29 protein-coding genes are annotated in these 23,854 nt (G+C 69.6%); 15 read left to right on the top strand and 14 right to left on the bottom strand.

All coding sequences use genetic code 11. The features are described from left to right. Positions 1-97: 97 nt before the first annotated feature. Positions 98-844, top strand: coding sequence for a Bax inhibitor-1/YccA family protein (locus tag E8A49_RS21440; RefSeq protein WP_293386336.1), 747 nt, complete (start codon positions 98-100; stop codon positions 842-844). A gap of 79 nt (positions 845-923) precedes the next feature. Here E8A49_RS21440 and E8A49_RS21435 read toward each other — a convergent pair whose 3' ends face one another. From E8A49_RS21435 to acnA, 3 genes are all read right to left on the bottom strand, one after another. Beyond that, positions 924-1,259, bottom strand: coding sequence for a DUF2794 domain-containing protein (locus E8A49_RS21435; protein ID WP_293386335.1), 336 nt, complete (start codon positions 1,257-1,259; stop codon positions 924-926). A 298-nt stretch (positions 1,260-1,557) separates the two neighbouring features. Then, positions 1,558-2,265, bottom strand: a complete 708-nt coding sequence (locus tag E8A49_RS21430) for a DUF1223 domain-containing protein (RefSeq protein ID WP_293386532.1) — start codon at positions 2,263-2,265, stop codon at positions 1,558-1,560. Positions 2,266-2,360: 95 nt separating this feature from the next. Next, complete coding sequence (acnA, locus tag E8A49_RS21425) at positions 2,361-5,051, bottom strand: aconitate hydratase AcnA (protein ID WP_293386334.1); 2,691 nt, start codon at positions 5,049-5,051, stop codon at positions 2,361-2,363. A 187-nt stretch (positions 5,052-5,238) separates the two neighbouring features. Between acnA and ccmA the strand changes: the two genes are divergently transcribed. The 7 genes from ccmA (at position 5,239) to E8A49_RS21390 (ending at position 8,638) form a co-directional block, all read left to right on the top strand. Continuing rightward, positions 5,239-5,856 (top strand): heme ABC exporter ATP-binding protein CcmA, encoded by a 618-nt coding sequence (gene ccmA, locus E8A49_RS21420; RefSeq protein ID WP_293386333.1) that lies wholly within the window; start codon positions 5,239-5,241, stop codon positions 5,854-5,856. Beyond that, on the top strand, positions 5,853-6,518 hold the full coding sequence (gene ccmB / locus E8A49_RS21415) for a heme exporter protein CcmB (RefSeq protein ID WP_293386332.1): 666 nt from the start codon (positions 5,853-5,855) through the stop codon (positions 6,516-6,518). The genes ccmA and ccmB overlap by 4 nt, the downstream gene beginning before the upstream one ends. Positions 6,519-6,573: 55 nt before the next feature. Beyond that, positions 6,574-7,302 carry a heme ABC transporter permease CcmC gene (gene ccmC / locus E8A49_RS21410; RefSeq protein WP_293386331.1) on the top strand — a complete coding sequence of 243 codons (729 nt, stop codon included), beginning with the start codon at positions 6,574-6,576 and terminating at the stop codon, positions 7,300-7,302. 5 nt (positions 7,303-7,307) lie between these two features. Then, the gene (ccmD, locus tag E8A49_RS21405; RefSeq protein ID WP_293386330.1) at positions 7,308-7,466 is read left to right on the top strand and encodes a heme exporter protein CcmD; all 159 of its coding nucleotides are present in this window, start codon (positions 7,308-7,310) and stop codon (positions 7,464-7,466) included. Then, positions 7,463-7,993, top strand: a complete 531-nt coding sequence (locus tag E8A49_RS21400; protein ID WP_293386329.1) for a DsbE family thiol:disulfide interchange protein — start codon at positions 7,463-7,465, stop codon at positions 7,991-7,993. Before ccmD ends, E8A49_RS21400 begins: the two co-directional genes overlap by 4 nt. A 65-nt stretch (positions 7,994-8,058) precedes the next feature. Further along, the gene (locus tag E8A49_RS21395; protein WP_293386328.1) at positions 8,059-8,334 is read left to right on the top strand and encodes a hypothetical protein; all 276 of its coding nucleotides are present in this window, start codon (positions 8,059-8,061) and stop codon (positions 8,332-8,334) included. A gap of 85 nt (positions 8,335-8,419) precedes the next feature. Continuing rightward, positions 8,420-8,638, top strand: a complete 219-nt coding sequence (locus E8A49_RS21390) for a hypothetical protein (protein WP_293386327.1) — start codon at positions 8,420-8,422, stop codon at positions 8,636-8,638. Between the two features lie 6 nt (positions 8,639-8,644). Here the strand turns inward: E8A49_RS21390 and E8A49_RS21385 are convergent, their stop codons facing one another. The 3 genes from E8A49_RS21385 to ftsY all read right to left on the bottom strand — a co-directional run bounded on the left by E8A49_RS21385 (position 8,645) and on the right by ftsY (position 10,920). After that, positions 8,645-9,217: a MarR family transcriptional regulator gene (locus tag E8A49_RS21385; RefSeq protein WP_293386326.1), complete on the bottom strand. Its 573-nt coding sequence runs from the start codon at positions 9,215-9,217 to the stop codon at positions 8,645-8,647. A gap of 90 nt (positions 9,218-9,307) precedes the next feature. Beyond that, positions 9,308-9,979: an inner membrane-spanning protein YciB gene (locus E8A49_RS21380; RefSeq protein ID WP_293386325.1), complete on the bottom strand. Its 672-nt coding sequence runs from the start codon at positions 9,977-9,979 to the stop codon at positions 9,308-9,310. After that, on the bottom strand, positions 9,976-10,920 hold the full coding sequence (gene ftsY, locus E8A49_RS21375) for a signal recognition particle-docking protein FtsY (protein ID WP_293386324.1): 945 nt from the start codon (positions 10,918-10,920) through the stop codon (positions 9,976-9,978). Before ftsY ends, E8A49_RS21380 begins: the two co-directional genes overlap by 4 nt. Before the next feature lie 59 nt (positions 10,921-10,979). Between ftsY and E8A49_RS21370 the strand changes: the two genes are divergently transcribed. Both E8A49_RS21370 and E8A49_RS21365 read left to right on the top strand, forming a co-directional pair. Further along, entirely contained in the window at positions 10,980-11,609 is a 630-nt protein-coding gene (locus tag E8A49_RS21370; RefSeq protein ID WP_293386323.1) for a trimeric intracellular cation channel family protein, read from the top strand. 96 nt (positions 11,610-11,705) lie between these two features. Beyond that, on the top strand, positions 11,706-12,314 hold the full coding sequence (locus tag E8A49_RS21365; RefSeq protein ID WP_293386322.1) for a PEPxxWA-CTERM sorting domain-containing protein: 609 nt from the start codon (positions 11,706-11,708) through the stop codon (positions 12,312-12,314). Positions 12,315-12,333: 19 nt separating this feature from the next. Here E8A49_RS21365 and mtaB read toward each other — a convergent pair whose 3' ends face one another. Both mtaB and dapF read right to left on the bottom strand, forming a co-directional pair. Next, a complete protein-coding gene (mtaB, locus tag E8A49_RS21360; protein WP_366928845.1) occupies positions 12,334-13,614 on the bottom strand; it encodes a tRNA (N(6)-L-threonylcarbamoyladenosine(37)-C(2))-methylthiotransferase MtaB in 1,281 nt (426 codons plus the stop codon). Continuing rightward, positions 13,611-14,444, bottom strand: a complete 834-nt coding sequence (gene dapF, locus E8A49_RS21355; RefSeq protein ID WP_293386321.1) for a diaminopimelate epimerase — start codon at positions 14,442-14,444, stop codon at positions 13,611-13,613. Before dapF ends, mtaB begins: the two co-directional genes overlap by 4 nt. A 126-nt stretch (positions 14,445-14,570) precedes the next feature. Between dapF and E8A49_RS21350 the strand changes: the two genes are divergently transcribed. Beyond that, on the top strand, positions 14,571-16,697 hold the full coding sequence (locus E8A49_RS21350; RefSeq protein ID WP_293386320.1) for a prolyl oligopeptidase family serine peptidase: 2,127 nt from the start codon (positions 14,571-14,573) through the stop codon (positions 16,695-16,697). Here E8A49_RS21350 and E8A49_RS21345 read toward each other — a convergent pair whose 3' ends face one another. The 4 genes from E8A49_RS21345 to E8A49_RS21330 all read right to left on the bottom strand — a co-directional run bounded on the left by E8A49_RS21345 (position 16,698) and on the right by E8A49_RS21330 (position 19,150). Beyond that, positions 16,698-17,063, bottom strand: a complete 366-nt coding sequence (locus E8A49_RS21345) for a ferredoxin family protein (RefSeq protein WP_293386319.1) — start codon at positions 17,061-17,063, stop codon at positions 16,698-16,700. A gap of 43 nt (positions 17,064-17,106) precedes the next feature. Continuing rightward, on the bottom strand, positions 17,107-17,403 hold the full coding sequence (locus E8A49_RS21340; RefSeq protein WP_293386318.1) for a DUF2218 domain-containing protein: 297 nt from the start codon (positions 17,401-17,403) through the stop codon (positions 17,107-17,109). 11 nt (positions 17,404-17,414) lie between these two features. Next, entirely contained in the window at positions 17,415-17,990 is a 576-nt protein-coding gene (locus E8A49_RS21335) for a PadR family transcriptional regulator (protein WP_293386317.1), read from the bottom strand. Positions 17,991-18,256: 266 nt separating this feature from the next. Continuing rightward, positions 18,257-19,150 (bottom strand): hydrogen peroxide-inducible genes activator, encoded by an 894-nt coding sequence (locus tag E8A49_RS21330; RefSeq protein ID WP_293386316.1) that lies wholly within the window; start codon positions 19,148-19,150, stop codon positions 18,257-18,259. Between the two features lie 129 nt (positions 19,151-19,279). Between E8A49_RS21330 and E8A49_RS21325 the strand changes: the two genes are divergently transcribed. Next, complete coding sequence (locus E8A49_RS21325) at positions 19,280-19,837, top strand: peroxiredoxin (protein ID WP_293386315.1); 558 nt, start codon at positions 19,280-19,282, stop codon at positions 19,835-19,837. A gap of 151 nt (positions 19,838-19,988) precedes the next feature. After that, positions 19,989-20,525 (top strand): carboxymuconolactone decarboxylase family protein, encoded by a 537-nt coding sequence (locus E8A49_RS21320; protein ID WP_293386314.1) that lies wholly within the window; start codon positions 19,989-19,991, stop codon positions 20,523-20,525. A gap of 111 nt (positions 20,526-20,636) precedes the next feature. On the opposite strand, the gene E8A49_RS21315 is transcribed toward E8A49_RS21320, so the two are convergent. Both E8A49_RS21315 and E8A49_RS21310 read right to left on the bottom strand, forming a co-directional pair. After that, complete coding sequence (locus tag E8A49_RS21315) at positions 20,637-21,161, bottom strand: SRPBCC family protein (protein ID WP_293386313.1); 525 nt, start codon at positions 21,159-21,161, stop codon at positions 20,637-20,639. A 14-nt stretch (positions 21,162-21,175) separates the two neighbouring features. After that, positions 21,176-22,027 carry an aspartate/glutamate racemase family protein gene (locus tag E8A49_RS21310; protein WP_293386312.1) on the bottom strand — a complete coding sequence of 284 codons (852 nt, stop codon included), beginning with the start codon at positions 22,025-22,027 and terminating at the stop codon, positions 21,176-21,178. Positions 22,028-22,242: 215 nt separating this feature from the next. Between E8A49_RS21310 and E8A49_RS21305 the strand changes: the two genes are divergently transcribed. Beyond that, positions 22,243-22,485: a hypothetical protein gene (locus E8A49_RS21305; protein WP_293386311.1), complete on the top strand. Its 243-nt coding sequence runs from the start codon at positions 22,243-22,245 to the stop codon at positions 22,483-22,485. 61 nt (positions 22,486-22,546) lie between these two features. Continuing rightward, on the top strand, positions 22,547-23,752 hold the full coding sequence (locus E8A49_RS21300) for an FAD-dependent oxidoreductase (RefSeq protein ID WP_293386309.1): 1,206 nt from the start codon (positions 22,547-22,549) through the stop codon (positions 23,750-23,752). Positions 23,753-23,854: the final 102 nt, after the last annotated feature.

Below are 23,854 nucleotides of genomic sequence, written 5' to 3'. Positions count from 1 at the left end.
AAGACCTTCAGCAACAAGGCCTTGCTTCCGCCTCTTAGGACTCCGATATTTCAAGGGCGCCCAATCGGGGCGTCTAGACTTTAGGGATTCTGCTCTCATGAGCGACTTCAACCGCGGCTACGCGCGCCCCACACCGGTCGGCGCGGCCGACATGTCGGTGGACGCGGGCCTGCGCAGCTTCATGCTCGGGGTCTACAACAAGATGGCCCTGGGCCTGGTGGTCTCCGCCGCCCTGGCCTACCTGACGAGCCAATATCCGCCTGTCCGCGACCTGATGTTCAACGTCGTGGGCAACCGTATCGCCTACACGCCGATCGGCATGGTCGTGGCCTTCGCGCCGCTGGCCGTGATCCTGTTCAGCGCCTTCGTGATGAAGAACGCCACCCCGCGGTCGTCGGGCATCGTCTACTGGCTGATCGTCAGCCTGATGGGCGCGGGCCTGGGCGTGCTGGGCCTCGTCTACACGGGGACCTCGATCGCCACGACCTTCCTGATCACCGCCAGCGCCTTCGGCGTGCTCTCGCTGCTGGGCTACACCACCAAGCGCGACCTCACCGGCATGGGCAGCTTCCTGATCATGGGCCTGTGGGGCGTGATCATCGCCTCGGTGGTCAACATCTTCCTGCAGTCGTCGATGATGGCCTTCATCGTCAGCCTGGTCGGCGTGGCGATCTTCGCGGGCCTCACCGCCTACGACACCCAGAAGCTGAAGATGCAGTACTACCAGCTGGGCGGCGACCAGGCGGCCCTGGGCGTGGCCACCAACTACGGCGCGCTCAACCTCTACCTGGACTTCGTGAACCTGTTCGTCCTGCTGCTGCGCCTGACCGGCGCCCGCCGCTAGGTTCGGCCTCGGTCCCGACGATCAAGCCCCGGCGGGAAACCTCCGGGGCTTTTTCGTGGGTCCCTGCTTCGCCGGGGCCCTAGTCGACCACCTTGAAGCGGCCCTTGTCGAAGACGCGCAGCACCTGCTCCAGCTCGTGGCCGCGGCGCAGGACCATGCCGCCCTGGCCGATCACCGCCCAGGCGCCCTGCCGCCGGGCCAGCGCCGGGCGCTTCTCGACGCGGTACAGCGGCGCCTCCGAGGCGCGCCGGTAGACCGAGAACACCGCCGATTCGCTCAGGCCATCGATGGCGTAGTCGCGCCATTCGCCAGCGGCGACCATGCGGCCATAGAGGGAAAGCAGGCGGTTGAGCTCACGCCGCTCGAAAAAGACGGTCGCCTGACGCGGCGACACGTGGGACGTGTCGAAAGCCATCGGACGCGAGCCTAAACCGGAATCGCCGCCTTGGGCCAGAGCCGCTTTATCGGCGCGCATTCCGGGCGCGCATGCCGCGAAATGACCTTATTTGCGACCCGCGAGCGCCCGATGCGCCCACGATCTTATGAGGGTCGGTTGGTCAGCCTCGGTGGTCCCGGATCCTGAACAGCCCCCCCAGCCCCCTGGGATCGGCGGACTGGCTGACCGACGCCTAGATCTCCTCCTAGTTCGAAGCCCTCGCGGACTCTCTCCAGTCGCGGGGGCTTCGTCCGTTTTGGGGGTATTGTTTGGCCGCTCAGCCCTTGGGCTCGGCCGCGCCGAGGATGCGGCCGCCATGGCCGGCCTGCACCAGCACGACCGTCTTCAGACCCTCGTCCTGCGCCGCCGGCAGGCGGAAGGCCGTGGGTTTGCCCTTCCAGCCGCCCAGGCGGGTGAGTTCGCGCACCACGTTCCGGGCCGCGATGGTCTGGCCCTTGTTGTCGCCGCTCTTGACCGCCACCTCCTGCTCGCGCGGGTCGTAGCGGACCAGCCAGACCTCGCCGCCGCCCTTGGGCGCGCGGGCCGACCCCACATAGACGCGGCCGCCGGCGAAATGGACGTCGGGCGGGTCGCGGGGGGCCTTCTCGGCGCCGGCCACCAGGGCGTCGACCTTCTGGGCCTTGGAGCCCGCGGTCTGCACCGCCCCGTCGACCACCACCTGCGGAGTGTAGGGCTCGCGCAGGGCGAACTTGGCGACATAGGCCTTCTGGCGGTCGGCGAACTCCGGCTTGGCGAAGGTGTCCGGCCAGCCCAGGTAGTCCCAGTAGTCGACGGAGAAGGTGAGCGCGAGTACGCCCTCCTTGTCGGCCAGCTTGGCCACATGCGCATTGGCCTCGCCGCAGGAGGCGCAGCCCTGGGCGGTGTAGAGCTCGACCACCACGGGGGTCTTGGCCGCCGCCGACCCCGCGAAGACGGGAATCGGCAGGGCGAGCACGACCAGGCTGAAAAGCGCCGCTTTCCGCATCGCCATTGGGCTTAAAGGGGCTCAGGCGCCCTGTAAATTACAACAAGGCGTGAGCGGCGGCGGAGAGCGGGTCGCGCCCTCCGCCGCCATCAGGCTCAGGCCTCGGGCTTGGCCAGGTTGCGCAGCACGTAATTCAGCACGCCGCCGTTCTTGAAGTACTCCAGCTCGGTGGGCGTATCGATCCGGCAGCGCACCGGGAAGCGGGCGATGCGGCCGTCCGAGGGGCGGTACATCTCGATGGTCAGCTGCCGGCGCGGCGACAGATCGGTCAGACCACGGATGGTCACGATCTCCTCGCCGGTGAGGCCGAGCTTGTGCCAGCCTTCCTGCAGGAACTGCAGCGGCAAGACGCCCATGCCCACCAGGTTCGAGCGGTGGATGCGCTCGAAGCTTTCGGCCACCACGGCGCGGACCCCGAGCAGCTTGGTGCCCTTGGCCGCCCAGTCGCGCGACGAGCCGGTGCCGTATTCCTTGCCGGCGAACACCACCAGCGGCCGGCCCTCGCCCTGGTAGCGCATGGCCGCGTCGTAGATCGCCATGACGTCCTGCGACGGGAAGTGCTTGGTCATCCCGCCCTCGATCTCGGGCGTGATACGGTTGCGGATGCGGATGTTGGCGAAGGTGCCCCGCATCATCACCTCGTGGTTGCCGCGCCGCGCGCCGTAGGAGTTGAACTCCGAGGTCGGCACCTGGTGGTCGCGCAGGTAGACGCCCGCCGGCGAACTGGCCTTGATCGAACCGGCCGGGGAGATGTGGTCGGTGGTGATGGAGTCGCCGAACACCGCCAGGATGCGGGCTTCCACGATGTCGGTGACCGGCTTCGGCTCCATCGACATGTCCTGGAAGTAGGGCGGGTTCTGGACGTAGGTCGAACCCATGTCCCAGGCGTAGGTCTGGCCGCCCTCGACCTTGATCCCTTGCCACGACTTGTCGCCCTTGAAGACGTCGGCGTAGCGGGTGGCGAACATCTTCTGGGTGACGAACTTGCGCTGCAGGACCGCGACCTCCTCCGCCGTGGGCCAGATGTCCTTCAGGTAGACCGGCTTGCCGCCCTTACCCTCGCCCAGCGGCTCGGTGGTGATGTCGATCGACATGGACCCGGCGAGCGCATAGGCCACCACCAGCGGCGGCGAGGCCAGGTAGTTGGCGCGCACGTCGGGGTTCACCCGGCCTTCGAAGTTGCGGTTGCCGGAGAGCACCGAGACCGCCACCAGGTCGCCCTTCTGCACGGCCTCCGAGATCGGCTCGGCCAGCGGGCCGGAGTTGCCGATGCAGGTGGTGCAGCCATAGCCCACCAGGTTGAAGCCCAGCGCATCCAGGCCCTTGGTCAGGCCCGCGGCCTTCAGATAGTCGGTGACCACCTGGCTTCCGGGGGCCAGGGAGGTCTTTACCCAGGGCTTCACCTTCAGGCCCAGTTCGACGGCCTTCTTGGCCACCAGGCCCGCGGCGATCAGCACGCTGGGGTTGGAGGTGTTGGTGCAGGAGGTGATGGCGGCGATCACCACGTCGCCATGGCCCACGTCGAACTTCTCGCCCTGCACGGGGATGCGCGTGGCCATGTCGTCGTGCTTGCCGAAGTCGCCGGCCAGGGCGGCCTTGAACTCCACCGCGGCGTTGGTCAGCACCACCCGGTCCTGCGGCCGCTTCGGGCCGGCGAGCGAGGGCAGCACGCTGCCGAGGTCCAGTTCCAGGGTGTCGGTGAACACCGGGTCGGCGTCATCGGCGTCGCGCCACAGGCCCTGCTCCTTTGCGTAGGCCTCCACCAGCTGCACCCGGGCCGGGTCGCGGCCGGTGGCGGTCAGGTAGTCGATGGTGGATTGCGTCACCGGGAAGAAGCCGCAGGTCGCGCCATATTCCGGGGCCATGTTGGCGATGGTCGCCTGGTCCTCGATGGTCATCTTCGCGAGGCCGGGGCCGAAGAATTCCACGAACTTGCCGACCACGCCCTTCTTGCGCAGCATCTGGGTGACGGTGAGCACCAGGTCGGTGGCGGTCGCGCCCTCGGGCATGGCGCCGGTCAGCTTGAAGCCGATCACTTCTGGGATCAGCATCGGGATCGGCTGGCCCAGCATGGCGGCTTCCGCCTCGATGCCGCCCACGCCCCAGCCCAGGACCGAGAGGCCATTGACCATGGTCGTGTGGCTGTCGGTGCCGACCACCGTGTCCGGGTAGGCCACCGCATGGCCGGCGTCCTCGTTCACCCAGACCGTCTGGGCCAGGTACTCCAGGTTCACCTGGTGACAGATGCCGGTGCCGGGCGGCACCACGCGGAAGTTGTTGAAGGCCGAGGAGCCCCAGCGCAGGAAGCGGTAGCGCTCCATGTTGCGCTCGTATTCGCGCTCGACGTTCTCGCCGAAGGCCTTGGCCGTGCCGAAGTAGTCGACCATCACCGAGTGGTCGATGACCAGGTCCACCGGGTTCAGCGGGTTGATCTTCTCGGGGTTGGCGTCGAGCTTGGTCATGGCGTCGCGCATGGCGGCGAGGTCGACCACGGCCGGCACGCCGGTGAAGTCCTGCATCAGCACCCGGGCCGGGCGGAAGCTGATCTCGTGCTCGACGGAGCCCCGGTTCTCGACCCAGGCGGCGATCGCCTGCAGGTCGTCGCGGCCCACCGACAGGCCGTCTTCGTTGCGCAGCAGGTTCTCCAGCAGCACCTTCATCGAGATCGGCAGGCGGGAGACGCCGGAAAGTCCAGCTTCCTCGGCGGCGCGAAGGCTGTAGTAAGCGTAGGTCTTGTCGCCCACCGTGAGTTCGCGGCGGGTCTTGAGGCTGTCAGCTGACGCCATTTGGGGAGATCCTCTCTCTGTTCCCGGCCGATCCACGCCAGCTCCAGAGATCGCGCGCTTCCAGGAGCGGACACACAGCGTCCGATCCCGCGCGGCGAGGTCCCTCCCAAGCGACGGCGGCCGCGCGCTTCATAGACCCCAGAGTCTCAACCGTCCATGTATGGCCATGGTTCAGCTTGGCGGCGGCATGATCCGGTCCCTGGAGCTTCGCGGTGTGGCGCTCAGCCGGGGCGGGCGGCTGTTGTTCAAAGGCCTGTCGCTGAGCCTCGGCGCGGGCGAGGCCTGCGCGCTCACCGGGGCCAATGGCTCGGGCAAGACCAGCCTGCTGCGCGCGGTGGCGGGGCTGGCGGCGATCGAGGCGGGCGAGGTCGGGTTCGGCGGGGTCGATCCGGCCGACGCACGGGCCGGCGGCCTGCACCTGGCCGGCCACCAGGACGGGCTGAAGCCGGCGCGCACCGCCCGTGAGGAGCTGGAATTCTGGAGCGTCTGGAGCGGCGGCGATGCGGCCAGCGCCGCAGGCGCGGCCGAGGCGCTGGAGCTCCGTCCCCTGCTGGACCTTGAAGTGCGGCGGCTCTCGGCGGGCCAGCGGCGGCGGCTGGCGCTCGCGCGCCTGCTGGCCGCGCCGCGGCCGCTCTGGCTGCTGGACGAGCCGCTCAGTCCCCTGGACGCGGCCTGGCGCGAGCGGTTCGGGGCGATGATGCAGACCCACCTGGCCGGCGGCGGCCTGATCCTGGCGGCGGTGCACGATCCCCTGCCGATCGCGGCGCGGACGCTGGAGATCGTCGGGCCGGAGATGGGTGCTTGAGCCGGTTCTCCACCCTGCTCGCCCGCGAGACGGCGCTGGCCTGGGGCCGCGGCGGCGGCCCGATGGTCAGCGTCGGCTTTTACGCCGGCGTCGCCACCCTCCTGCCGCTGGCCATCGGGCCGGAGCCCGCCCGCCTGGCCGCCATCGCGCCGGGTGCGGCCTGGGTGGCCCTGGCGCTGGCGTCGCTGCTTTCCCTCGACCGGCTGTTCGAGCGCGACTACGAGGACGGCGCGCTCGACCACCTGACGCTGTCGCCGGTCCCGCTGGAGCTGACCTGCGCGGCCAAGTGCTTCGGCCAGTGGCTGGCCACCGGCGCGCCGCTCGCCCTGGCCGCGCCGGTCGCCGCCATCGCGCTCGGCGCGCCCTTGAGCCTCACGCCGCTGATCCTGGCCTGCGCGCTGATCGGCGGCCTGGCCTTCGCCTTCACTGGCGGCATCGGCGCGGCGCTCAGCCTGGGCGCCCGGCGCGGCGGCCTGCTCACCGCGGTGATCGTGCTGCCGCTGTTCACCCCGCCGGTGATCTTCGGCGGCGGGGTGCTGTCGGCCTTCCTGAGCGGCCTGCCCTGGACGGCAGGCTTCGTCCTGCTTTGCGCCTACGCCCTGGCCTTTGTGGCGCTCGGGCCCTTGTTCATGGCCGCGGCCTGCCGCAACGCGCTCTCGTGACGGCCTTGGCCTCTCGCTTGCCGCGATCCGGCCCACGGTCTAATCCCGCGTCAGCATGATCCCGGCGCCCGCCTTCCTGACCAACCCCGAGCGGTTCATGGCGTTCTCGCGCTGGGCCGCGCCGATGTTCGGGGCGATCGCGGTGATCCTGGGCCTGGCCGGCCTGTGGCTCGGGTGGAGCGCGCCGCCGGACTACCAGCAGAGCTGGACGGTCCGCATCCTGTTCATCCACATCCCGACCGCCTGGCTGAGCGAGTTCGCCTACGCCTGCCTGGCGTCAGCCAGCCTGCTGTCGCTGGTCTGGCGCCAGCTGCTGGCCGACGCCGCCGCCCAGGCCGCAGCCCCGCTGGGCGCGGGCTTCACCCTGCTCACGCTCGCCACCGGCTCGCTCTGGGGACGGCCGGAGTGGGGAACCTGGTGGGTGTGGGACGCGCGCCTGACCTCGGAGCTGATCCTGTTCCTGATCTACCTGGGCTACATGGCGCTCCGCGCCTCCATGGACGATGAGATCAAGGGCGCGCGGGCCGCGGCGATCCTGGGCCTGGTGGGCGCGTTGATCCTGCCGATCATCCACTACAGCGTCTATTGGTGGAACACCCTGCACCAGGGCGCCTCGGTGTTCCGGTCCGGCGGCTCGGCGCTGGCGCCGGTGTTCTTCTGGCCGGTGATCCTGATGGTCCTGGCCTACACCTCGGCCTTCGGGTCGCTGTGGCTGGTGCGCATCCGCGGCGAGGTCTGGCGCCGCCGCGCCGACGCCGCGGCGCTGCGCGCGGCGAGGGCTTAGACGCGATGATCCATCTGGAGACCGGCAAGTACGCCTTCTACGTCTGGACCGCCTATGGGGTGAGCGCGGCGGTGATGGCGGTGATGGTGGCGGGCGCGCTGGCGCATGCCCGCCGCTGGAAGGCGAAGTTCGAGGCGCTGAACCAAGGTCAGGTCCGCAAATGAGCCGCTGGATCGCGGTCCTGCCCCTGGCGGTGCTGGCGGCCCTGGCGCTGTTGTTCGCCGGCTACGCCCTGCACCGCGACCCGCACGTCAATCCGCAGGCCCTGGTCGGCAAGCCGATGCCGGACCTGACTCTGGCCAGCCTTGACGATGGGACCCCGGTGCGGCTGAAGGAAGCGGCGCGCGAGGGCCCGATCCTGGTCAATTTCTTCGCCTCCTGGTGCGGCCCCTGCGCGGTCGAGCATCCGGTGCTGATGCAGATGAGCGCAAAGCACGCCCGCATCGTCGGCATCGCCTACGAGGACGTGCCGCCCCGCGGCGCGCCGGAGAACACCAAGGCCTTCCTGGCCAAGCTCGGCGACCCCTTCATCGCCCGCCTGACCGACCCGGACGGCCGCGCCGGCATCGAGTTCGGGGTCACCGGCGTGCCGGAGACCTATCTGGTTGGGACCGACGGCCAGATCCTCCTGAAACACACCGGCCCCTTGAGCGAGGCGGACGCCAAGGCGCTGATCGCGCGGGCGCGTTAACCATACGTTGATCGCGGGGCGGCAGATTGAGCGGGCGTTAACCATAACCCCAGCTCCGAGCGCCCGTGACGCCGATCCGCCCCAACGCCTTTCCGGCCCACGTTGCGCCTTCGTCCGCCGGCTCCGCCGCGGATGCCGCCCGCAACGCGGCGCAGCGGGCGTTCTTCGACGCCGCCATGGGCCGCGCGAACGCCCCGGCGCAGGCGGCCGCCCCTCAGGCGGCGGCGTTCACGCCCACAGCCGCGCCGGCCCCGCGCGCCGAGATTCGGCCCGCCGCGACCCCTACCGAGCCCCCGGCCAAGGTCCTGCGGCCGGGCTCGCTCCTGGACATTCGCGTCTGAGGCGAGTCAGCCACAGACCTAAGTCTTTAAAATAATTAACCTTCCAGAATTGGAACGGAGCGCCCCGATCGGTGTTTGCTCAACCATGGACGGTCGCCAACAGCGTATCTACGAGGAAGCCACCGCGCTCTGGCGCGAGGTTTTCGGCGAGCCGCCGCCGGTGCGCGCCGAGGGCGAGGACCTGCTGGAGATCGTCACCCGCTGCCTGCCGGAGCTGCCCTACGAGCGCCTGCGCTCGCCGCATCTGCGGCCCGGGACCATCGCCGGTCCGGGTCAGCCGGGGACGGAGACGCCAGCCTCGTAAGAGGTCCTAGGCAGCTTTCTTCTTCGCCTTCTTGCCCTTGTGCGGCTTGCCGGCCTTGGCGGGCTTCGCAGCCCTGGGCGCCTTGGCCTTGGCGGCCTTCTTCTCCGCCGCCGCCTCGGCGGGCGGCGCGGCCCGGGTCAGGTCGCGCAGGAGGCCAACGAAGGCCGCGCGGCGGCCACCGCCGGAAATCAGCTTCAAGAGACGCCCGTCGGCCTGGGCCATCTTCGGCCTGGCCTCGATCAGGGCCTCGCGGCCGGCGTCGGTGAGGCGCACGGCGTTGGCCCGGGCGTCGACGTTGGAGCGTTCCCGCTCCAGGAGCCCCTTGCCGATCATCCGGCGCGCCATGTCGGCGAGCGTCGAGCGGTCGATGCCGGTGATCCGCACCAGGTCGGCCTGAGTGGCCCCCTCGTGCTCGTCGGCGGCGGCCAGCACCGCGAACTGGCGCTGGGTGATGCCGCTCTCGCCGAACTCTTCCACATAGATGTCGAGGGCGCGCTGCAGCGCCCGGTGCAGCAGGTGGCTCGGCGATTGATCGAGGGCGGCGATGCCCCCCTTAGCGCCGGACTTGCTCTTGGCCATCGGTCTTCCCCCGCGAGGCTCAAAAGCGTCACTAGAGTAAGAATACGTCTGTTTGATTACAGACATTCCGTGGGCGTCGCACCAATCGATTCAGAGGGCGTCCGTCGGGGGTTTCGCGCCACCCGCGGCCTGACTTCCCGCCGCCTTCTCCGAGGTCTCGTCCTCGTCGGGCATATGCTTCATCATCAAGGGCGCCTGGCTCATGGCGAAGGCGAAGAGCAGGATCGCCACGCCGGGGAATTTGAAGAAGGCCCAGGTGACCGTGCTCTGGGTGCGCCACACCGCCTCGTTGGCGATCGCGAGCGCAAAGAAGAACAGGGCGTAGCGCAAGGTCAGCGTGCGGACCACCGGGTCCGGCAGGTGGAAGGCGTCGCCCATCAGGACCTTCAGCGGGTTCTTGCCGCGCAGGGCTCCGGTGATCAGGAACAGGCCGAGGATCCCGTAGAGGATGGTCGGCTTGACCTTGATGAACCTCTCGTCGTGGAAGGCGAGGGTCAGGCCGCCGAAGATCAGGCCGACCACCGCGGTCACCAGCGGCATGGGCGCGATGCGCCGCTCGACGATCAGCCCAACGCCGAGCGCCAGCAGCGAGGCGCCGACGATCACCCAGCTGGAGGTGACGGCCGCGTCGCTCCGGTGCATGAGGTTGAGCATGAGCAGGGTCAGCAGCCAGGCGACCAGGCCGCCGTAGTCGATGACGTAGTGCACCCACTTGGGAAGCTTGGGGCGCGCCTCGGCGGGCGTCTCTGTCTCGCCGCTCATCGGACGGTCTCTCCAAGGCCCACCAGGGAACGGGCGAAGGCGTGGGCGTCGAAGGGCTGCAGGTCATCGATTCCTTCGCCCACGCCCACCAGCTTGATCGGGCTGTCCGAGGCCTGAGCGACCGGCACCAGGACCCCGCCGCGGGCGGTGCCGTCCAGCTTTGTCATGACGATCCCCGAGACCCCGATCTGGTTGCCGAAGATGTTTTCCTGGGCCAGCGCATTGCGGCCCACGGTGGCGTCCAGCACCAGCAGGGTCTCGTGCGGCGCGTCCGGATCGACCTTCTTCACCACGCGGATGATCTTGTGCAGCTCGTCCATCAGCCCCTGCTTGTTCTGCAGCCGCCCGGCGGTGTCGATCAGCACCACGTCGTGTCCTTGCGCCTTGGCGCGCTCCAGGGCCTCGAAGGCCAGGCCGGCGGCGTCGGAATTCATCGGCCGGGAGATGAAGTCGGCGCCGGCGCGGTCGGCCCAGACCCGCAGCTGCTCGACGGCGGCGGCGCGGAAGGTGTCGCCGGCCACCACCAGCACCTTGGCGCCGCGGCCGGTGAGGTCCGACGCGATCTTGCCCAACGTCGTCGTCTTGCCCGAGCCGTTGACCCCGATGAACAGCACCACATAGGGCCGGGGCCCCGACAGGGCGTCGAAATGGCCCTGGCGGCTGGAAAGCTCGTCGCCGATGGCGGCGGCCAGGGCCTCCTTGATATCGGCTTCGTCGACGTCCTTGCCGAACTTCTCGTCGGCGAAGCGCTGGGTGATCCGCGCCGCCGAATGCGGGCCGAGGTCGGCCTCGATCAGCATCTCTTCCAGTTCATCGAGCTTGGCCTGGTCCAGGGGCTCCTTGGCCACGAAGACCTGGGTGATCTGGTCGCCGATCTGTTTGGAAGATCGCGTCAGGCCCTCGGTCAGGCGCTGGAACCAGCCGCGTTTGGGTTCGCTCATGGAGGCGCTAATAGCGGGCCACTTGCGCGGCGTCACGCGCCCTTCCAGGGTGGCGCCCCATGGACCGACTCACGGCCACGCTTGCGGTGCTCGACTATGCGGCGGTCGCGGTGTTCGGCGCGACCGGGGCCCTGGCCGCCGCGCGGCGCCAGCACGACATCGTCACCTTCGGCTTCTTCGCGGCGATCACCGGCGTCGGCGGCGGCACCTTGCGCGACCTCCTGATCGGGGCGCCGGTGTTCTGGGTGGGGCGCCCGGCCTACATCATCGTCTGCCTCTCGGCCGCCGCGGCGGTGTGGATCCTGGGGCCGCGGCGGTTCCGCGGGCACACGCTCACCTGGCTGGATGCGCTGGGCATGGCGGCCTATGCGGTGGTCGGCGCCCTGAAGGCCCTGTCCTGGCACGTCCCACCGTTCAGCGCGGTGGTGATGGGCGTGCTGACGGCCACCTTCGGCGGGGTGATCCGCGACGTCCTGGCCCACGAGCCCTCGGTCCTCCTGCAACGCCAGCTCTATGTCACCCCGGCCCTGGCCGGGGCGGCGGCCTTCGTGGTGCTGAGCCTGGTGGGCATGCCGACGATCCCGGCGGGCGTGGCGGGGTTCGGTATCGCGCTCACCATCCGCGCCGGGGCGATCCTGTGGAACTGGTCGTTGCCGGGCTTCGGCGGGCCGACAGACGCCGGCGGCTGACGCCGGTCATTGTCACGCGTTTGCCATGAAACCTTGGCCGAGCCGCGACGGAGCCGGGCTAGCCATCCCGCTCCTGTAAACCGAAGAGCGTCAGTCATGTCCTTGCTTCCCACGGCCCGATTGGCCGCCGCCCTGGCCTCCGCTGCGCTCCTCGCGCCCCTGGCCGCTCACGCCGCGCAACCCACCACCGCGAGTTTCACCTTCACCGGCTCCGGCTTCAGCGGGACCGATCCGCTGGCCGGCGCCTGGACCGTGTTCCCCGAGAGCTTCGGGCCCATGCTGCTTGACGAGCCGCCGTTCGGCGATGGGGACATGCAGGTCTTCCAGGGCGGCCACGGCCTGGCGGACGCGACCTCCTTCACCCTCACCTATACCGGCTCGAAGCCGGACGCCTTCGACAAGACCCTGGGCTCGGGCCTGACCCATGTCGAGACGCCGGAAGGCGTGACCTGGAAGACCAAGTTCATCTCCGCCACCGAGGTGGAATTCATCGCGCCGAAGGGCGACGAGCTAAAGCCCGGCGACACCTTCGACTTCCAGGTCGCGTTCAACAAGACCATCCCCGCCGCCGACTTCAGCTTCACCGCCACCTGGGCGGGCGACGCGGTTCCGGCGCCGGAGCCGCAAAGCTGGGCGCTGATGATCCTGGGCTTCGGCGCGGCGGGCGCTTTTCTGCGCCGCCGGGGGCGCGCGGCCGCGGCCTAAGCTCTCCGGCCACGCCGGCTTATTCGGCGGCCTCCAGCACGGCGACCCGCGCCAACGCCCGCTTGCCGTCGTGGCCGGTGACGCTGAGGGCGGCCAGGCCGCCGACCTCCGCCGGTCCCTCGAAGGCGATCTCGGTGAAGTCCTCGGCGCGGGCCATGCCGTCCCGTTCGACAAGGCCTATCAGCGTACGCCCGACCTGCCGCTGCAGATGCCGCGCCAGCGCCGCCTCGCCCGCCGCCCGCAGGCGCGCGGCGCGGGCCTTGACGTCCGCACGCGCCACGGCCGGCATCCGCGCGGCGGGCGTGCCCGGACGTGGGCTGTAGGGGAAGACATGCAGGAAGCTCAAGCCCGCCTCGTCCACGAGCGAGAGCGTGTTCTCGAACATGGCGTCCGTCTCGGTGGGGAAGCCTGCGATCAGGTCGGCGCCGAAGGCGGTGCCGGGGCGCACCGCGCGGACCGCGGCGATCAGGCGCAGGGCGTCTGCGCGGCTGTGGCGGCGCTTCATCCGCTTCAGGATCATGTCGTCGCCGGCCTGCAGGGACAGGTGCAGATAGGGCGCGAGCCTGGGCTCCTCGGCGAAACAGCGCAGCAGGTCGGCGTCGATCTCGGCGGCGTCGATGGACGACAGGCGCAGGCGCGCCAACTCCGGGACCAGCTTCAGGATGCGCGCGACGAGTTGGCCCAGCGTCGGCTGGCCGGGCAGGTCGGCGCCCCAGCTGGTCACGTCGACCCCGGTCAGCACCACCTCGCGGTAGCCCTGGGCGGCCAGGCGGCGGATCTGCTCGACCACCTCGCCGGCGGGCGCGGAGCGCGAATTGCCCCGCCCGAACGGGATGATGCAGAAGGTGCAACGGTGGTCGCAGCCGTTCTGCACCTCGACGTAGGCCCGCGCGCGGTCCTTGAGCCCGTCCACCAGATGCCCGGCGGTCTCGCGCACGCTCATGATGTCGTTGACCCGCACGCGGCCGAGCTCCGGCTGCGGAAGGTAGGACCCCGCCTGGCCCTTCTCGGCGTTGCCCAGCACCAGGTCGACCTCCGGCATGGCGGCGAAGGCGGCGGGGTCGATCTGGGCCGCGCAGCCGGTGACGATCAGCCGTGCGCCCGGCCGCTCGCGCCGCGCCTTGCGGATCGCCTGGCGCGCCTGACGCACCGCCTCGCCGGTCACCGCGCAGGTGTTGAAGACCACGGCGTCCGAAAGGCCGTCGGCGGCGGCCTGGGTGCGGATGATCTCGCTCTCATAGGCGTTCAGCCGGCAGCCGAAGGTCACCACGTCCACGTCGGAAGCCAGGACCTCGCTCACGGCAGCTCACCCGCGAAGTCGACCGCGGCGGGGCCGGTCATGATCACGTGGTCGTCCTCGGCCTTCCACTCGACCAGCAGTTCGCCGCCGTCCAGGACGAGCACGGCGGAACGGTCGGCGAGGTCGCGGCGGGCGGCGGCCACCAGGGCCGCGCAGGCGCCGGTGCCGCAGGCCTTGGTCAGGCCCGCGCCACGCTCCCAGACCCTGAGGCGGATGCGGCCGCGGTCGATGATCTGGGCGAAGCCGACGTTCGCCTGCTCGGGGAACAGCGCGTGGCGCTCCACCAGCGGACCGATGGTCGTCACCGGCACGAGGTCCACATCCGGCGTGAAGAAGACCACGTGGGGATTGCCCATGGAGACGCAGCCCGGAGACGTCGCCAGCGCCGGATGGTCGTAGAGGACGACGTCCAGCGCGCGGGTGTCCTGCTCGCGGGCCAGCGGGATGTCGGCCCAGTCCAGCCCCGGCTTTCCCATGTCGACGCTGACCAGCCGCTCGCCGGCGCGGGTGGCGATCAGGCGCCCGGCCTTGGTCTCGATCACCGCCCGATCGGCGCCGGAGGCCTGCATCAGGAGCCAGCCCACGCAGCGCGTGCCGTTGCCGCAGGCGAAGATCTCCTCGCCGTCGGAGTTCCAGAAGCGCACCCGCGCATCGGCGCCCTCGTCCGGACGCGGCGGCGCGATGGCGATGAGCTGGTCGAAGCCTATGCCGCTCGTCCGGTCGCCCAAGGCGCGCACCTCGGCGGCCGTCGGCTCGAACGGCGCGGTGCGGGCCTCGACCACGACGAAGTCGTTGCCGAGCCCGTTCATCTTCAGGAACGGACGGCTCATGGCGGCGGACATATAGGGGAAGACGGCCCTCGAAGCACGCCGGGCGTTTCGCCGCCGGAACCCCACGAAGCGACGAGAGACGACTCAGCGCGAGACAGCCGCGTTTCCGCCCGGCTAGAAAAGCGCATGAAAGCTCTGCTGACGGCCCTCGCGGCCCTGGCTTCGGCCGTCTCCTTCGCCCCCGCCCAAGCGCAAGCGCCGGCGCAACCCCCGGCTCAAGGGGCGCCCGCCGCCGCGGCCGCAAGCGCCGACGATCCCTTCATCTGGCTGGAGGACATCGATTCACCCCGGTCCATGGCCTGGGTCGAGGGCCAGAACGCCAAGACGCATGTGCGCCTGGAGGAAGACCCGCGCTACGAGACCTTCCGCCAGGAAGCGCTGAAGATCTTCACCGCCCAGGACCGCATCCCGACGCCGCGCTTCCGCGCCGGCGGGGTCGACAACTTCTGGCAGGACGGCGCCCACGTGCATGGGATCTGGCGCCACACGACGCTGGCCTCCTACCGCACGGCGGCGCCGCAGTGGCAGACCCTGCTGGACCTCGACGCCCTGTCGAAGGCCGAGGGCAAGAATTGGATCTGGAAGGGCGCCGACTGCCTGAAGCCGGCGCAGACCCTCTGCCTGGTGCACCTTTCCAACGGCGGCAGCGACGCGGTGGAGGACCGCGAGTTCGACACCACGACCGGCAAGTTCGTGGCCGGCGGCTTCTTCTTCCCGAACGGCAAGCAGAACATCCGCTGGATCGACCACGACACCCTGATCGTCGCCCGCGCCTGGACGCCGGACGAGGTGACCAAGTCCGGCTATCCCTATGTGGTGAAGATCGTCACCCGCGGCGGGGCCGCGCCGCGCGAGGTGTTCCGCGGCGCCAAGACCGACGTGCAGAACTCCGGCGACGTCCTGGACGGCCCGCACGGCGCCGACGCCGTCCTGATCCAGCACGGCCTCACCTTCTACGAGCGCGAGTTCAGCCTGCTTGGACCGAAGGGCGAACTCACCGCCATCCCGCTGCCCAAGAAGGTGGAGTTCGGCGCCTATGCCGACGGCCAGGCGGTCTTCGTCATCAAGGAGGACTGGAAGACCTTCCACGCCGGCGCGGTGATCAGCTACGACCTCGCCGAGCTGAAGCGCGGCCCGGCGACCGCCAAGCCGCAGCTGGTCTTCATGCCCACCGCCCACGACGCCGTGGAGCGGGTGGCGTCGTCCAAGGACCGGCTGGTCATCGTCCTCTTGCAGGACGTGAAGGGCGCGGTGGACACCTACGACCACAAGGCCGGCGTCTGGCTGCCGCGCCGCCTGAAGCTGCCGGCCAACGCCAACATCAACCTGGTCAGCGCCTCGGACGACGACAACCAGCTGTTCTTCACCGCCGAGGGCTTCCTGGACCCGACCTCGCTGTGGCTGGCGGACGCCGACGGCGCCGTCGCCAAGGTCAAGCAGCTGCCGGCCCAGTTCGACGCCTCGAAGGACGTTGTCGACCAGTACTGGGCGGTCTCCAACGACGGGACCAGGATCCCCTACTTCCTGGTCCACCGGAAGGACATGAAGCTGGATGGCTCCACGCCCGTCCAGATGTTCGGCTATGGCGGGTTCGAGCTCTCCGAGCCGCCGGCCTACATCCCGCAGATGGGCAAGCTGTGGCTGGAGCGGGGCGGCGCCTACGTCATCGCCAACATCCGCGGCGGCGGCGAGTTCGGGCCGGCCTGGCACGAGTCGGCCCTGCGCGAGCACCGGCAACGGGCCTTCGACGATTTCGCCTCGGTGGCCCGCGACCTGGAGACCCGCAAGATCACCTCGCCGCGGCACATGGGCATCTACGCCCGTTCGAACGGCGGGATCCTGACCACGGTGTCGATGACCCAGCATCCGGAGCTGTTCAACGCCATCGTCATCGAGAGCCCGCTGATCGACATGCTGCGCTACAACCACCTGTCGGCCGGCGCGTCCTGGGTGGCGGAGTACGGCGATCCGGACATCCCCGCCGACCGCGCCTTCATCGCCAAGTACTCGGGCTACCAGAACCTGAAGGCCGGGGTGAAGTATCCGGAGCCCTACATCACCACCAACACGCGGGACGACCGGGTGCACCCGGGACATCCGCGCAAGTTCGCGGCGAAGATGGAGGCCATGGGCCTGCCCTATCTCTATTACGAGCAGACCTTCGGCGGTCACGCCAACGACGCCGACCCCGAACTCAACGCCCGCCGCTGGGCCAGGCACTATGTGTACCTGTCCCAGAAGCTGATGGACTGATCACCCTTCGAAGATCAGGACGATCGCCTGCTCCGGGCAGGCCGCGACACAGAGGCCGCAGGCTTGACAGGCGTCGGCGTTCGGCGTCTGGGCGGTCTTCTTGCCGTGCGCCCAGACCTTGATCCGGGCGCCCAGCGGCAGGGCGCGATAGACGCTGTCCTCGATCGGTCCGACCTTGAAGACGTCGTGTGGGCAGACAGCGACGCAGTCGGCCTTGCCCTCGCAACGCCCCGGGTCGACGCGCGGCCGGTAGGCGCCGGGCGCCGCGCCGCAGCGCTCGCCGACCCGCCTCGGGCTGAGGCTCGCCCGGCTCACCTTGTCGGGGTCGAGCCGCGATGGCTGCGCGGTGGGTTCGGTATCGGACACGATGGGAGTCTCCGTTTCCGGCCGGGCCGTTGAGGGTGGCGCCCTAGACGGGCGGCGGCGCGCGGCGCCAGTCGAGAGCCATCTCAGGCTCGCGGAAGGCGAAGCGTTTCAGGTGGCTTTCGATCACCTGTTCGAGGCGCTCGATCCCGCTGGTCTCCGGCGCCTCGGCGCGGAGCATCAGGGTCTGAGGCGCCGCGCGCAAGCCGACCTTGCCGACCTCGAAGACGATTTCGCCCTCGCGCTCGCCATAGGTCGCCGACGCGCGATGGCCGAAATGCTTGCAGAGCTGGATCATGTACTTGCGCGCGTTAGGCGTCAGCAGGGTCGCGCTGGATCTCATCGCGTGGCCCCCTAGACCTTCTCGATCGCCGCAGCGGTGTCGTCGATCATCGAGATGATCTTGTCGATCTGCTCTTCGCTGATCTCGCGGCGCATGCGTTGGCCGAGCGCCATGCCGAGGTTGGCCATGGCCCGGCCGACCCGGTGGCCGCCCATGCGCGAGCCTTCCGACGCCTCGGCCATGCGGCTGAAGACGGCGTCGACGCCGGCGCGGTTCTGCTCCAGGGCGGTCTGGCCCTCGGGGGTGATCTCGAACAGCTTGCGGCCGCCTTCTGCCTGGGCGGGGCGGATGAAGCCCTCGTCCTCGAGCATGGCGAGCAGAGGATAGATCACGCCGGGCGAGGGGCGGTAGGCGCCGCCGGTGCGGTCTTCCAGCTCCTTGATCAGTTCGTAGCCGTGGCGCGGCTGCTCGGCGATCAGGGCCAGGACCACGAAGCGCAGGTCGCCGTGTTCCAGGAACCGGCCGACGCGCCCACCGCGATGGTGGCCGTGGTGCTCATGTCCGTGGCGCATGCCGCGCATGCCGCCCCAGGGACCGCGGCCGCGGTGTTCGTCCCGGCCGCCGAAAAAGTGATGGTGTCTATGCATATCGAAAGCCCCCTCCTTATCGGGGCGCCATCGATATATCTAATCCATATCGGCGATGCAAGTGTATTTTGATATATCTAAACGAGTCTAAGATATTTCCCTATCCGTCGTCATGGCCGGGCTTGTCCCGGCCACCCATACGCACCGATGGCGCAGGCAAGGGCTGGCCATCGCCGCGGATAGCCTCCCACGCAGGTGTTCATGGGTGGCCGGGACAAGCCCGGCCATGACGATTGATGGGGCGGTGAATGGGAGCGCCACGCCCCCTAGTCCCGCAGCACCTCGGCCAGCAGGCGGCCCTCGGCGGCGCGGTTGGAGCCAGCGCGCCAGGCGACGACGATCTCGCGGCTGGCGTGGGCCGGGGCGATGGGCCGGGTGGCGACCGACGTGGCGTCGGTCAGCCCGCCGTTCACCGCCATGGCCGGCAGGAAGGTGACGCCGAGGCCGGAAGAGACCATCTGCACCAGGGTCGGCAGCGAGGTGGCGGCGAAGCCCTCCTCGCCGGCGGCGGTCTTCGGCGGCTTCAGGCCGCAGGCGGCGAGGGCGTGGTCGCGCAGGCAGTGGCCGTCCTCCAGGAGGATCAGGTCCTCGTTCTCCAGCGCCGCCGGGTCGGTGGACTTCAGCTTGGCCAGCGGGTGGTCCGCGGGCATGGCGGCCAGGAGCTCGTCGTCGGAAACGTGCGCCCAGTTCAGGCCGTGCATGTCGAAGGGCAGCGCGATCAGGGCCGCGTCGAGCTGGCCGGCCTTCAGCGCCGCGATCAGCCGCTGGGTCAGGTCCTCGCGCAGGAACAGGCGCAGCTTGGGGAACCGCTGGCGCAGCATCGGCAAAGCGCGCGGCAGCAGGAAGGGCGCGACCGTCGGGATGACGCCCAGGCGGAAGCGGCCGGTCAGGGGCTGGCCGGCGTTCTTGGCCGCCTCCACCAGTTCCTCGGTCTCGTTGAGGATGACGGTGGCGCGGCGCAGCGCCTCTTCGCCCACGGCGGTCAGGATGACGCCGGAGCGGGCGCGGTCGACCACCGGGGCGTTCAGGGTCTTCTCCAGCTCCTGGATGCCGGAGGAGAGCGTGGGCTGGGTGACGTGGGCCGCCTCGGCGGCGCGGCCGAAGCTGCCGTGTTCGGCGAGCAGCTTCAGGTACTGGAGCTGGCGAAGGGTGGGGAGCATGGCTCCAACATAGGGCTGCTCTATCGAAAATCCAGAGCCAATCGATTGGCTATTAGATCAGGGCCGCCCTATCTCCACCTCATCGCCGGGGCCAACGGGCCTCGCCTGAAAATTCAATTGGAGATCAATATGTTGACTGTCGGCCAAACCCTGCCGGACTTCAAGATCGTTGGCGTGAAGCCGGGCTTCATGCGCCACGAACAGGATGGCCAGAGCGCCTTCGAGACCCTGACGCCGGAAAGCTTCCCGGGCCAGTGGAAGGTCATCTTCTTCTATCCCAAGGACTTCACCTTCGTCTGCCCGACGGAGATCGCCGAGTTCGCCAAGCTGAACCCGCAGTTCGCCGAGCGCGACGCGGTGGTGCTGGGCGGCTCGACCGACAACGAGCACTCCAAGCTGGGCTGGCGGCGCGAGCATCCGGACCTGCACAACCTGCCGATCTGGAACTTCGCCGACAGCTCCGGCAAGTTCGCCCGCGCGCTGGGCGTGCTGAACGAGGACGAGGGCGTCGCCTACCGCGCCACCTTCGTGGTCGATCCGGACAACGTCATCCAGCACGTCTACGTCACCAACCTGAACGTCGGCCGCAATCCGCAGGACACGCTTCGCGTCCTGGACGCTTTGCAGACCGACGAGCTCTGCCCCTGCAACCGCGCGGTCGGCGGCGACACCCTGAAGGCGGCGTAAGCCGTCGCCTATCCACACACACGCGTCGTCATCACCCGGCTTGTCCGGGTGACCCAAGCTGAGTTGGCCAATGCGGCTGCGCAGCTTGGGTCCCCCGGATCGCCTATTCGGGCGACCGGAGGATGACGCGGCAGATATTTGGAGATCCCTGATGTCCCTCGACGCCCTGCGCGAGACCCTGCCCGCCTACGCCAAGGACCTGAGCCTCAACCTCTCGAGCCTGGCCGGCGAGATCCTGCTCAGCGACCAGCAGAAGTGGGGCGCCTTCGTCGCCTCCGCCCACGCCGCAGGCCAGCCCGACGTGATCCGCGCGGTGGAGGCCGCCGCCATCGCCGCCGGCCTGTCCGGCGAGGCCCGCACCGCCGCCAAGGCCGCGGCCGCGATCATGGGCATGAACAACGTCTACTACCGCGCCGTCCACCTGCTCTCGAACAAGGAATACCAGACCCTGCCGGCCCGGCTGCGGATGAACATCCTGGCCAATCCGGGCGTGGAGAAGGTCGACTTCGAACTCTGGTCGACAGCGGTCTCGGCGGTGAACGGCTGCGGCATGTGCCTCGACGCCCACGAGGCCGAGCTGAAGACCCATGGCGTCTCGGCCCAGCAGATCCAGGCCGCCCTGCGCATCGCCGCCGCCGTCAACGCGGTGAGCCGCGTCCTGGCCGGCGAAGCCGCCCTCGCGGCCTAGAGTTGCTCCCCTTCGGGGGAGCTGTCAGCGAAGCTGACTGAGGGGGTCCTCCGCGACCCGGGGTGACCCCCTCCGGCGCTTCGCGCCACCTCTCCCGAAGGATAGGAATTCCTACTCCGGCTTGCCCGTCTCGACCGATTTCTTGAGACGGGCGAGCTGCTCGCCCAGCACCCGGTCGACGGGACTCGCATAGATCTCGCTGAGGCCGCCCCTGGCGTAGCCGCCGACGTCATAGGTCATGACCACGTCCGTCCCGGCGCCGGCGGGCTTCAGCGTCACCGCCAGGTGGCCGGACGCGCCCGTGGTCTGCAGCGGGCCCAGGGCCCCGAACATCCGCAGCTGCGTCGCCCCGTCGGTGTAGACGATGGTCATGTGACGCACCGCGCCGTCCTTCAGGCGCTCGCAGAAGCAGCCCGAGGGATCGAAGTAGAGGTTCTTGGCGTCATGCGACCAGGTGTGCTCGGGACTCCACCAGCGGTCGATCCGCATCAGGCGGTCCCAGACCTTGCCGGGCGGCGCGGTCACGCTGATCCGTTCGGTGACCTCGAAGCCGGCCGCTGAACGGTCGGTGATCTCGGCCCGCGCGGCGCCCGCCGCACAGGCGGCGAACAGCGCCAGAATCGCCAGTCTTTTCATGGAATGAAGACCCCTCAAGCCGCTTCGAAGCTTAGGGCCGATCCCCAGAAGGAGGCAACCAGGCCGGATTGGGCGCCCGACCGGCCGGTGGTCATGAAGCGCTGCGTCCCGCCGCCGCCCGCCGCATATTCCGGATGCCGCTCCAGGTAGCGCGCCAGTGCGTCGGCGGTGGCCCGCGGCTGGTGGATCAGCGGCGTGTCCGGCGGCAGGGCGGCGCGGAACAGGTCGGCCACGATCTCATAGTGGGTGCAGCCGAGGATGGCGCGGTCCGGCGGCCGGCCGATCCGCGTCGCGATCGTCTTCGCGTGGGCGGCGATGGCCTGGGCCAGCTCGTCGCGCGGCGCGCCCTGCTCGATCATCGGCGCAAGCTCGGGACAGGGCTGGGAGAAGACCGCCACGTCCTGGCGGCGCTTGTCGATCTCGATCTCATAGACCCGGGAGTTGACGGTGGCGGGCGTCGAGAACACCGCCAGGATGTCCAGCTTCTCGATCTTGTCGCCGCGCAACTCGACCTCCTGCGCCCAGGGCAGGCCGGTGGCCGCCTCGATGGTCGGCACGATGATCCCCAGCACATTGACCGGCCGCCCGAGCTCGCGACGCAGGCCCGGCAGCCAGGTCTGTTGCAGGCGGCGCAGGGCCACGCCCGAGGCGGTGTTGCAGGCCAGGACCACCAGGCTGCAGCCCTCGGCGAACAGCCGCGCGCAGCCGGCCCGGGTCAGCTCGACGATCTCCTCGCCGGGCCGGCCGCCATAGGGGGTGTTGGCCTGGTCGGCCAGATAGATGAAGTCGGCCTCAGGGAACCGCTCCACCAGCCTGTGATGGACGCTCAAGCCCCCCACGCCGGAATCGAACACGCCGATGGCCATGTGAGCGGTGTTAGCGGGGCGCTCGGCCGGCGTCCATGCCCTCGCGTCCGGGCTGTCCGCGGACCGGCGGTGTCCCAATTTGGGGCGCTCTGTTGAAACTGTGGCCAAGCCGACACATATCCCGGCGTGAGCCTCACTGTTCGACCGGACGCTCCCCGCCGCCTGCCGGCGCGCGGGCGCGTCGGTCGGTTCCCCCATTGGATTGAACCTCAGCCATGAACCCCAAGCCGCAGCCGCCGGCGGACCCCATCGCCGCCGTCGCCCAGGAAATCGACGCCCAGACCGCGCTCGCCCTGTCGCGCGCCACGACCCGCGCCATCACCGCCATCTCGCCCAAGGCCCACCGCGCCATGATGGACGCGCTGGGCGTGGAGGTGGCGAACCAGGAGATCCAGGGCGGCCCCGTCGCCGAGCTGGTGGCCGTGCTGCTCAAAGGCCACCTCGACCAACTGAAGTAGGGCGCCTTCCACTGGCTCCGTCCGCCCGCTAAGCCGATAGCGGAACCGTTCGGAGGCGCTCATGATCCCACCCAGCATCCTGGATCGCCGCCGACTGATGCTGGGTTCCGCAGGCCTTGGCCTGCTGGGCCTCGGCGGCTGCGCCACGACCTCGGCCGGCGCGCCGGCGCTTGCGCCGAGCAGCGTTCCCTTCGCGGAGCAATACCCGCCGATCCGGCCGCTCCACGCGCGCATGGATCGGGTTTTCGACATCACCGTCTGCCTGCGCCCGTTCCGCGCCCAGGGGCCGCGGATCGAGGCCGAGACGGTGGGCGATACGCTGGTGGTGCACAACTACGGCCACGGGGGCTCCGGCTGGTCGCTGTCCTGGGGCTCCGGGACGCTCGCGGTCCGCAAGGCCATGGCGGGCAGCCCCAGGGAGATCGCCGTCGTCGGCTGCGGCGCCATCGGCCTCTCCTCGGCGATCCTCGCCCAGGAGGCCGGCGCCAGGGTGAGCGTCTACGCCAAGGACCTTTTGCCCGACGCCCGTTCGGCGCGGGCCACCGGCAGCTGGACGCCCGACAGCCGCATCGCGCTCACCGACAAGGCCGGGGCGCAGTTCCCCGTCCAATGGGAAGAGATGGCGCGGATCTCCTTCAAGCGTTTCCGCCGCTATCTGGGGTTGGCGGACAGTCCGGTGGAGTGGTCCGACCGCTACTTCCTGTCCGACCCGCCGAACGAGCCTGAGCCGGCGCGGGCGGGCCCGGAGCTGGATTTCGCGTCCTACATCGACCGCATCCGGGACCTCACGCCCCGCGCCGAGATCCTGCCGGCGGGCGCCTCGCCGTTTCCCGGCGCCGGCGTGCGGCGCACCTCGCAGATGCAGTTCAACGTCGCCGACTACGGCCACACCCTGATGGCCGACTTCCTGGCCAGGGGCGGCCACATCGAGCACCGCGAATTCCAGAGCCTCGCCGACCTCGCGACCCTGAAGGAGAAGGTGGTCATCAACTGCCCGGGCTACGGGGCCCGCGCGCTGTGCCGCGACGAGAGCATCGTCCCGGTGCGCGGCCAGATCGCCTGGCTGATCCCGCAGCCGGAGGTGAACTACGGCGTCTACTACAAGGACGTCAGCATGCTCTCGCGGCGCGACGGCATCGTCGTCCAGGCGTTGTGGGGCGGCGACATGTTCGGCTACGGCAACGACCAGGAGGTGGTCGACCGGGCGGAGGCCGAGAAGGCAGTGAAGACCTTGGCCGAGCTCTACGGGCGGATGAAGCCGGTCTAGGTGTCGAAGCTACGAAGGTTGTTCACCCGGGATCGGGTTGAGAGAGTGGGGTTGCGAAGCTCCAACCTCTAACCGGGAGACCCCGGATGAACGTCCATAAGA

Source organism: Phenylobacterium sp., from assembly GCF_004799515.1.
Classification (GTDB): domain Bacteria; phylum Pseudomonadota; class Alphaproteobacteria; order Caulobacterales; family Caulobacteraceae; genus Phenylobacterium.
The sequence above is the reverse complement of the archived record's forward strand: the minus strand, read 5'-3'. Positions and strand labels throughout refer to the sequence as shown.

Excerpts from the sequence above, each read along its gene's own strand:
- E8A49_RS21440 (WP_293386336.1), top strand. The coding sequence starts at position 98 with ATGAGCGACTTCAACCGCGGCTACGCGCGCCCCACACCGGTCGGCGCG.
- E8A49_RS21435 (WP_293386335.1), bottom strand. The coding sequence starts at position 1,259 with ATGGCTTTCGACACGTCCCACGTGTCGCCGCGTCAGGCGACCGTCTTT.
- E8A49_RS21430 (WP_293386532.1), bottom strand. The coding sequence starts at position 2,265 with ATGCGGAAAGCGGCGCTTTTCAGCCTGGTCGTGCTCGCCCTGCCGATT.
- acnA (WP_293386334.1), bottom strand. The coding sequence starts at position 5,051 with ATGGCGTCAGCTGACAGCCTCAAGACCCGCCGCGAACTCACGGTGGGC.
- ccmA (WP_293386333.1), top strand. The coding sequence starts at position 5,239 with ATGATCCGGTCCCTGGAGCTTCGCGGTGTGGCGCTCAGCCGGGGCGGG.
- ccmC (WP_293386331.1), top strand. The coding sequence starts at position 6,574 with ATGATCCCGGCGCCCGCCTTCCTGACCAACCCCGAGCGGTTCATGGCG.
- ccmD (WP_293386330.1), top strand. The coding sequence starts at position 7,308 with ATGATCCATCTGGAGACCGGCAAGTACGCCTTCTACGTCTGGACCGCC.
- E8A49_RS21400 (WP_293386329.1), top strand. The coding sequence starts at position 7,463 with ATGAGCCGCTGGATCGCGGTCCTGCCCCTGGCGGTGCTGGCGGCCCTG.
- E8A49_RS21390 (WP_293386327.1), top strand. The coding sequence starts at position 8,420 with ATGGACGGTCGCCAACAGCGTATCTACGAGGAAGCCACCGCGCTCTGG.
- E8A49_RS21385 (WP_293386326.1), bottom strand. The coding sequence starts at position 9,217 with ATGGCCAAGAGCAAGTCCGGCGCTAAGGGGGGCATCGCCGCCCTCGAT.
- E8A49_RS21380 (WP_293386325.1), bottom strand. The coding sequence starts at position 9,979 with ATGAGCGGCGAGACAGAGACGCCCGCCGAGGCGCGCCCCAAGCTTCCC.
- ftsY (WP_293386324.1), bottom strand. The coding sequence starts at position 10,920 with ATGAGCGAACCCAAACGCGGCTGGTTCCAGCGCCTGACCGAGGGCCTG.
- E8A49_RS21370 (WP_293386323.1), top strand. The coding sequence starts at position 10,980 with ATGGACCGACTCACGGCCACGCTTGCGGTGCTCGACTATGCGGCGGTC.
- E8A49_RS21365 (WP_293386322.1), top strand. The coding sequence starts at position 11,706 with ATGTCCTTGCTTCCCACGGCCCGATTGGCCGCCGCCCTGGCCTCCGCT.
- dapF (WP_293386321.1), bottom strand. The coding sequence starts at position 14,444 with ATGAGCCGTCCGTTCCTGAAGATGAACGGGCTCGGCAACGACTTCGTC.
- E8A49_RS21350 (WP_293386320.1), top strand. The coding sequence starts at position 14,571 with ATGAAAGCTCTGCTGACGGCCCTCGCGGCCCTGGCTTCGGCCGTCTCC.
- E8A49_RS21340 (WP_293386318.1), bottom strand. The coding sequence starts at position 17,403 with ATGAGATCCAGCGCGACCCTGCTGACGCCTAACGCGCGCAAGTACATG.
- E8A49_RS21335 (WP_293386317.1), bottom strand. The coding sequence starts at position 17,990 with ATGCATAGACACCATCACTTTTTCGGCGGCCGGGACGAACACCGCGGC.
- E8A49_RS21330 (WP_293386316.1), bottom strand. The coding sequence starts at position 19,150 with ATGCTCCCCACCCTTCGCCAGCTCCAGTACCTGAAGCTGCTCGCCGAA.
- E8A49_RS21325 (WP_293386315.1), top strand. The coding sequence starts at position 19,280 with ATGTTGACTGTCGGCCAAACCCTGCCGGACTTCAAGATCGTTGGCGTG.
- E8A49_RS21320 (WP_293386314.1), top strand. The coding sequence starts at position 19,989 with ATGTCCCTCGACGCCCTGCGCGAGACCCTGCCCGCCTACGCCAAGGAC.
- E8A49_RS21315 (WP_293386313.1), bottom strand. The coding sequence starts at position 21,161 with ATGAAAAGACTGGCGATTCTGGCGCTGTTCGCCGCCTGTGCGGCGGGC.
- E8A49_RS21310 (WP_293386312.1), bottom strand. The coding sequence starts at position 22,027 with ATGGCCATCGGCGTGTTCGATTCCGGCGTGGGGGGCTTGAGCGTCCAT.
- E8A49_RS21305 (WP_293386311.1), top strand. The coding sequence starts at position 22,243 with ATGAACCCCAAGCCGCAGCCGCCGGCGGACCCCATCGCCGCCGTCGCC.
- E8A49_RS21300 (WP_293386309.1), top strand. The coding sequence starts at position 22,547 with ATGATCCCACCCAGCATCCTGGATCGCCGCCGACTGATGCTGGGTTCC.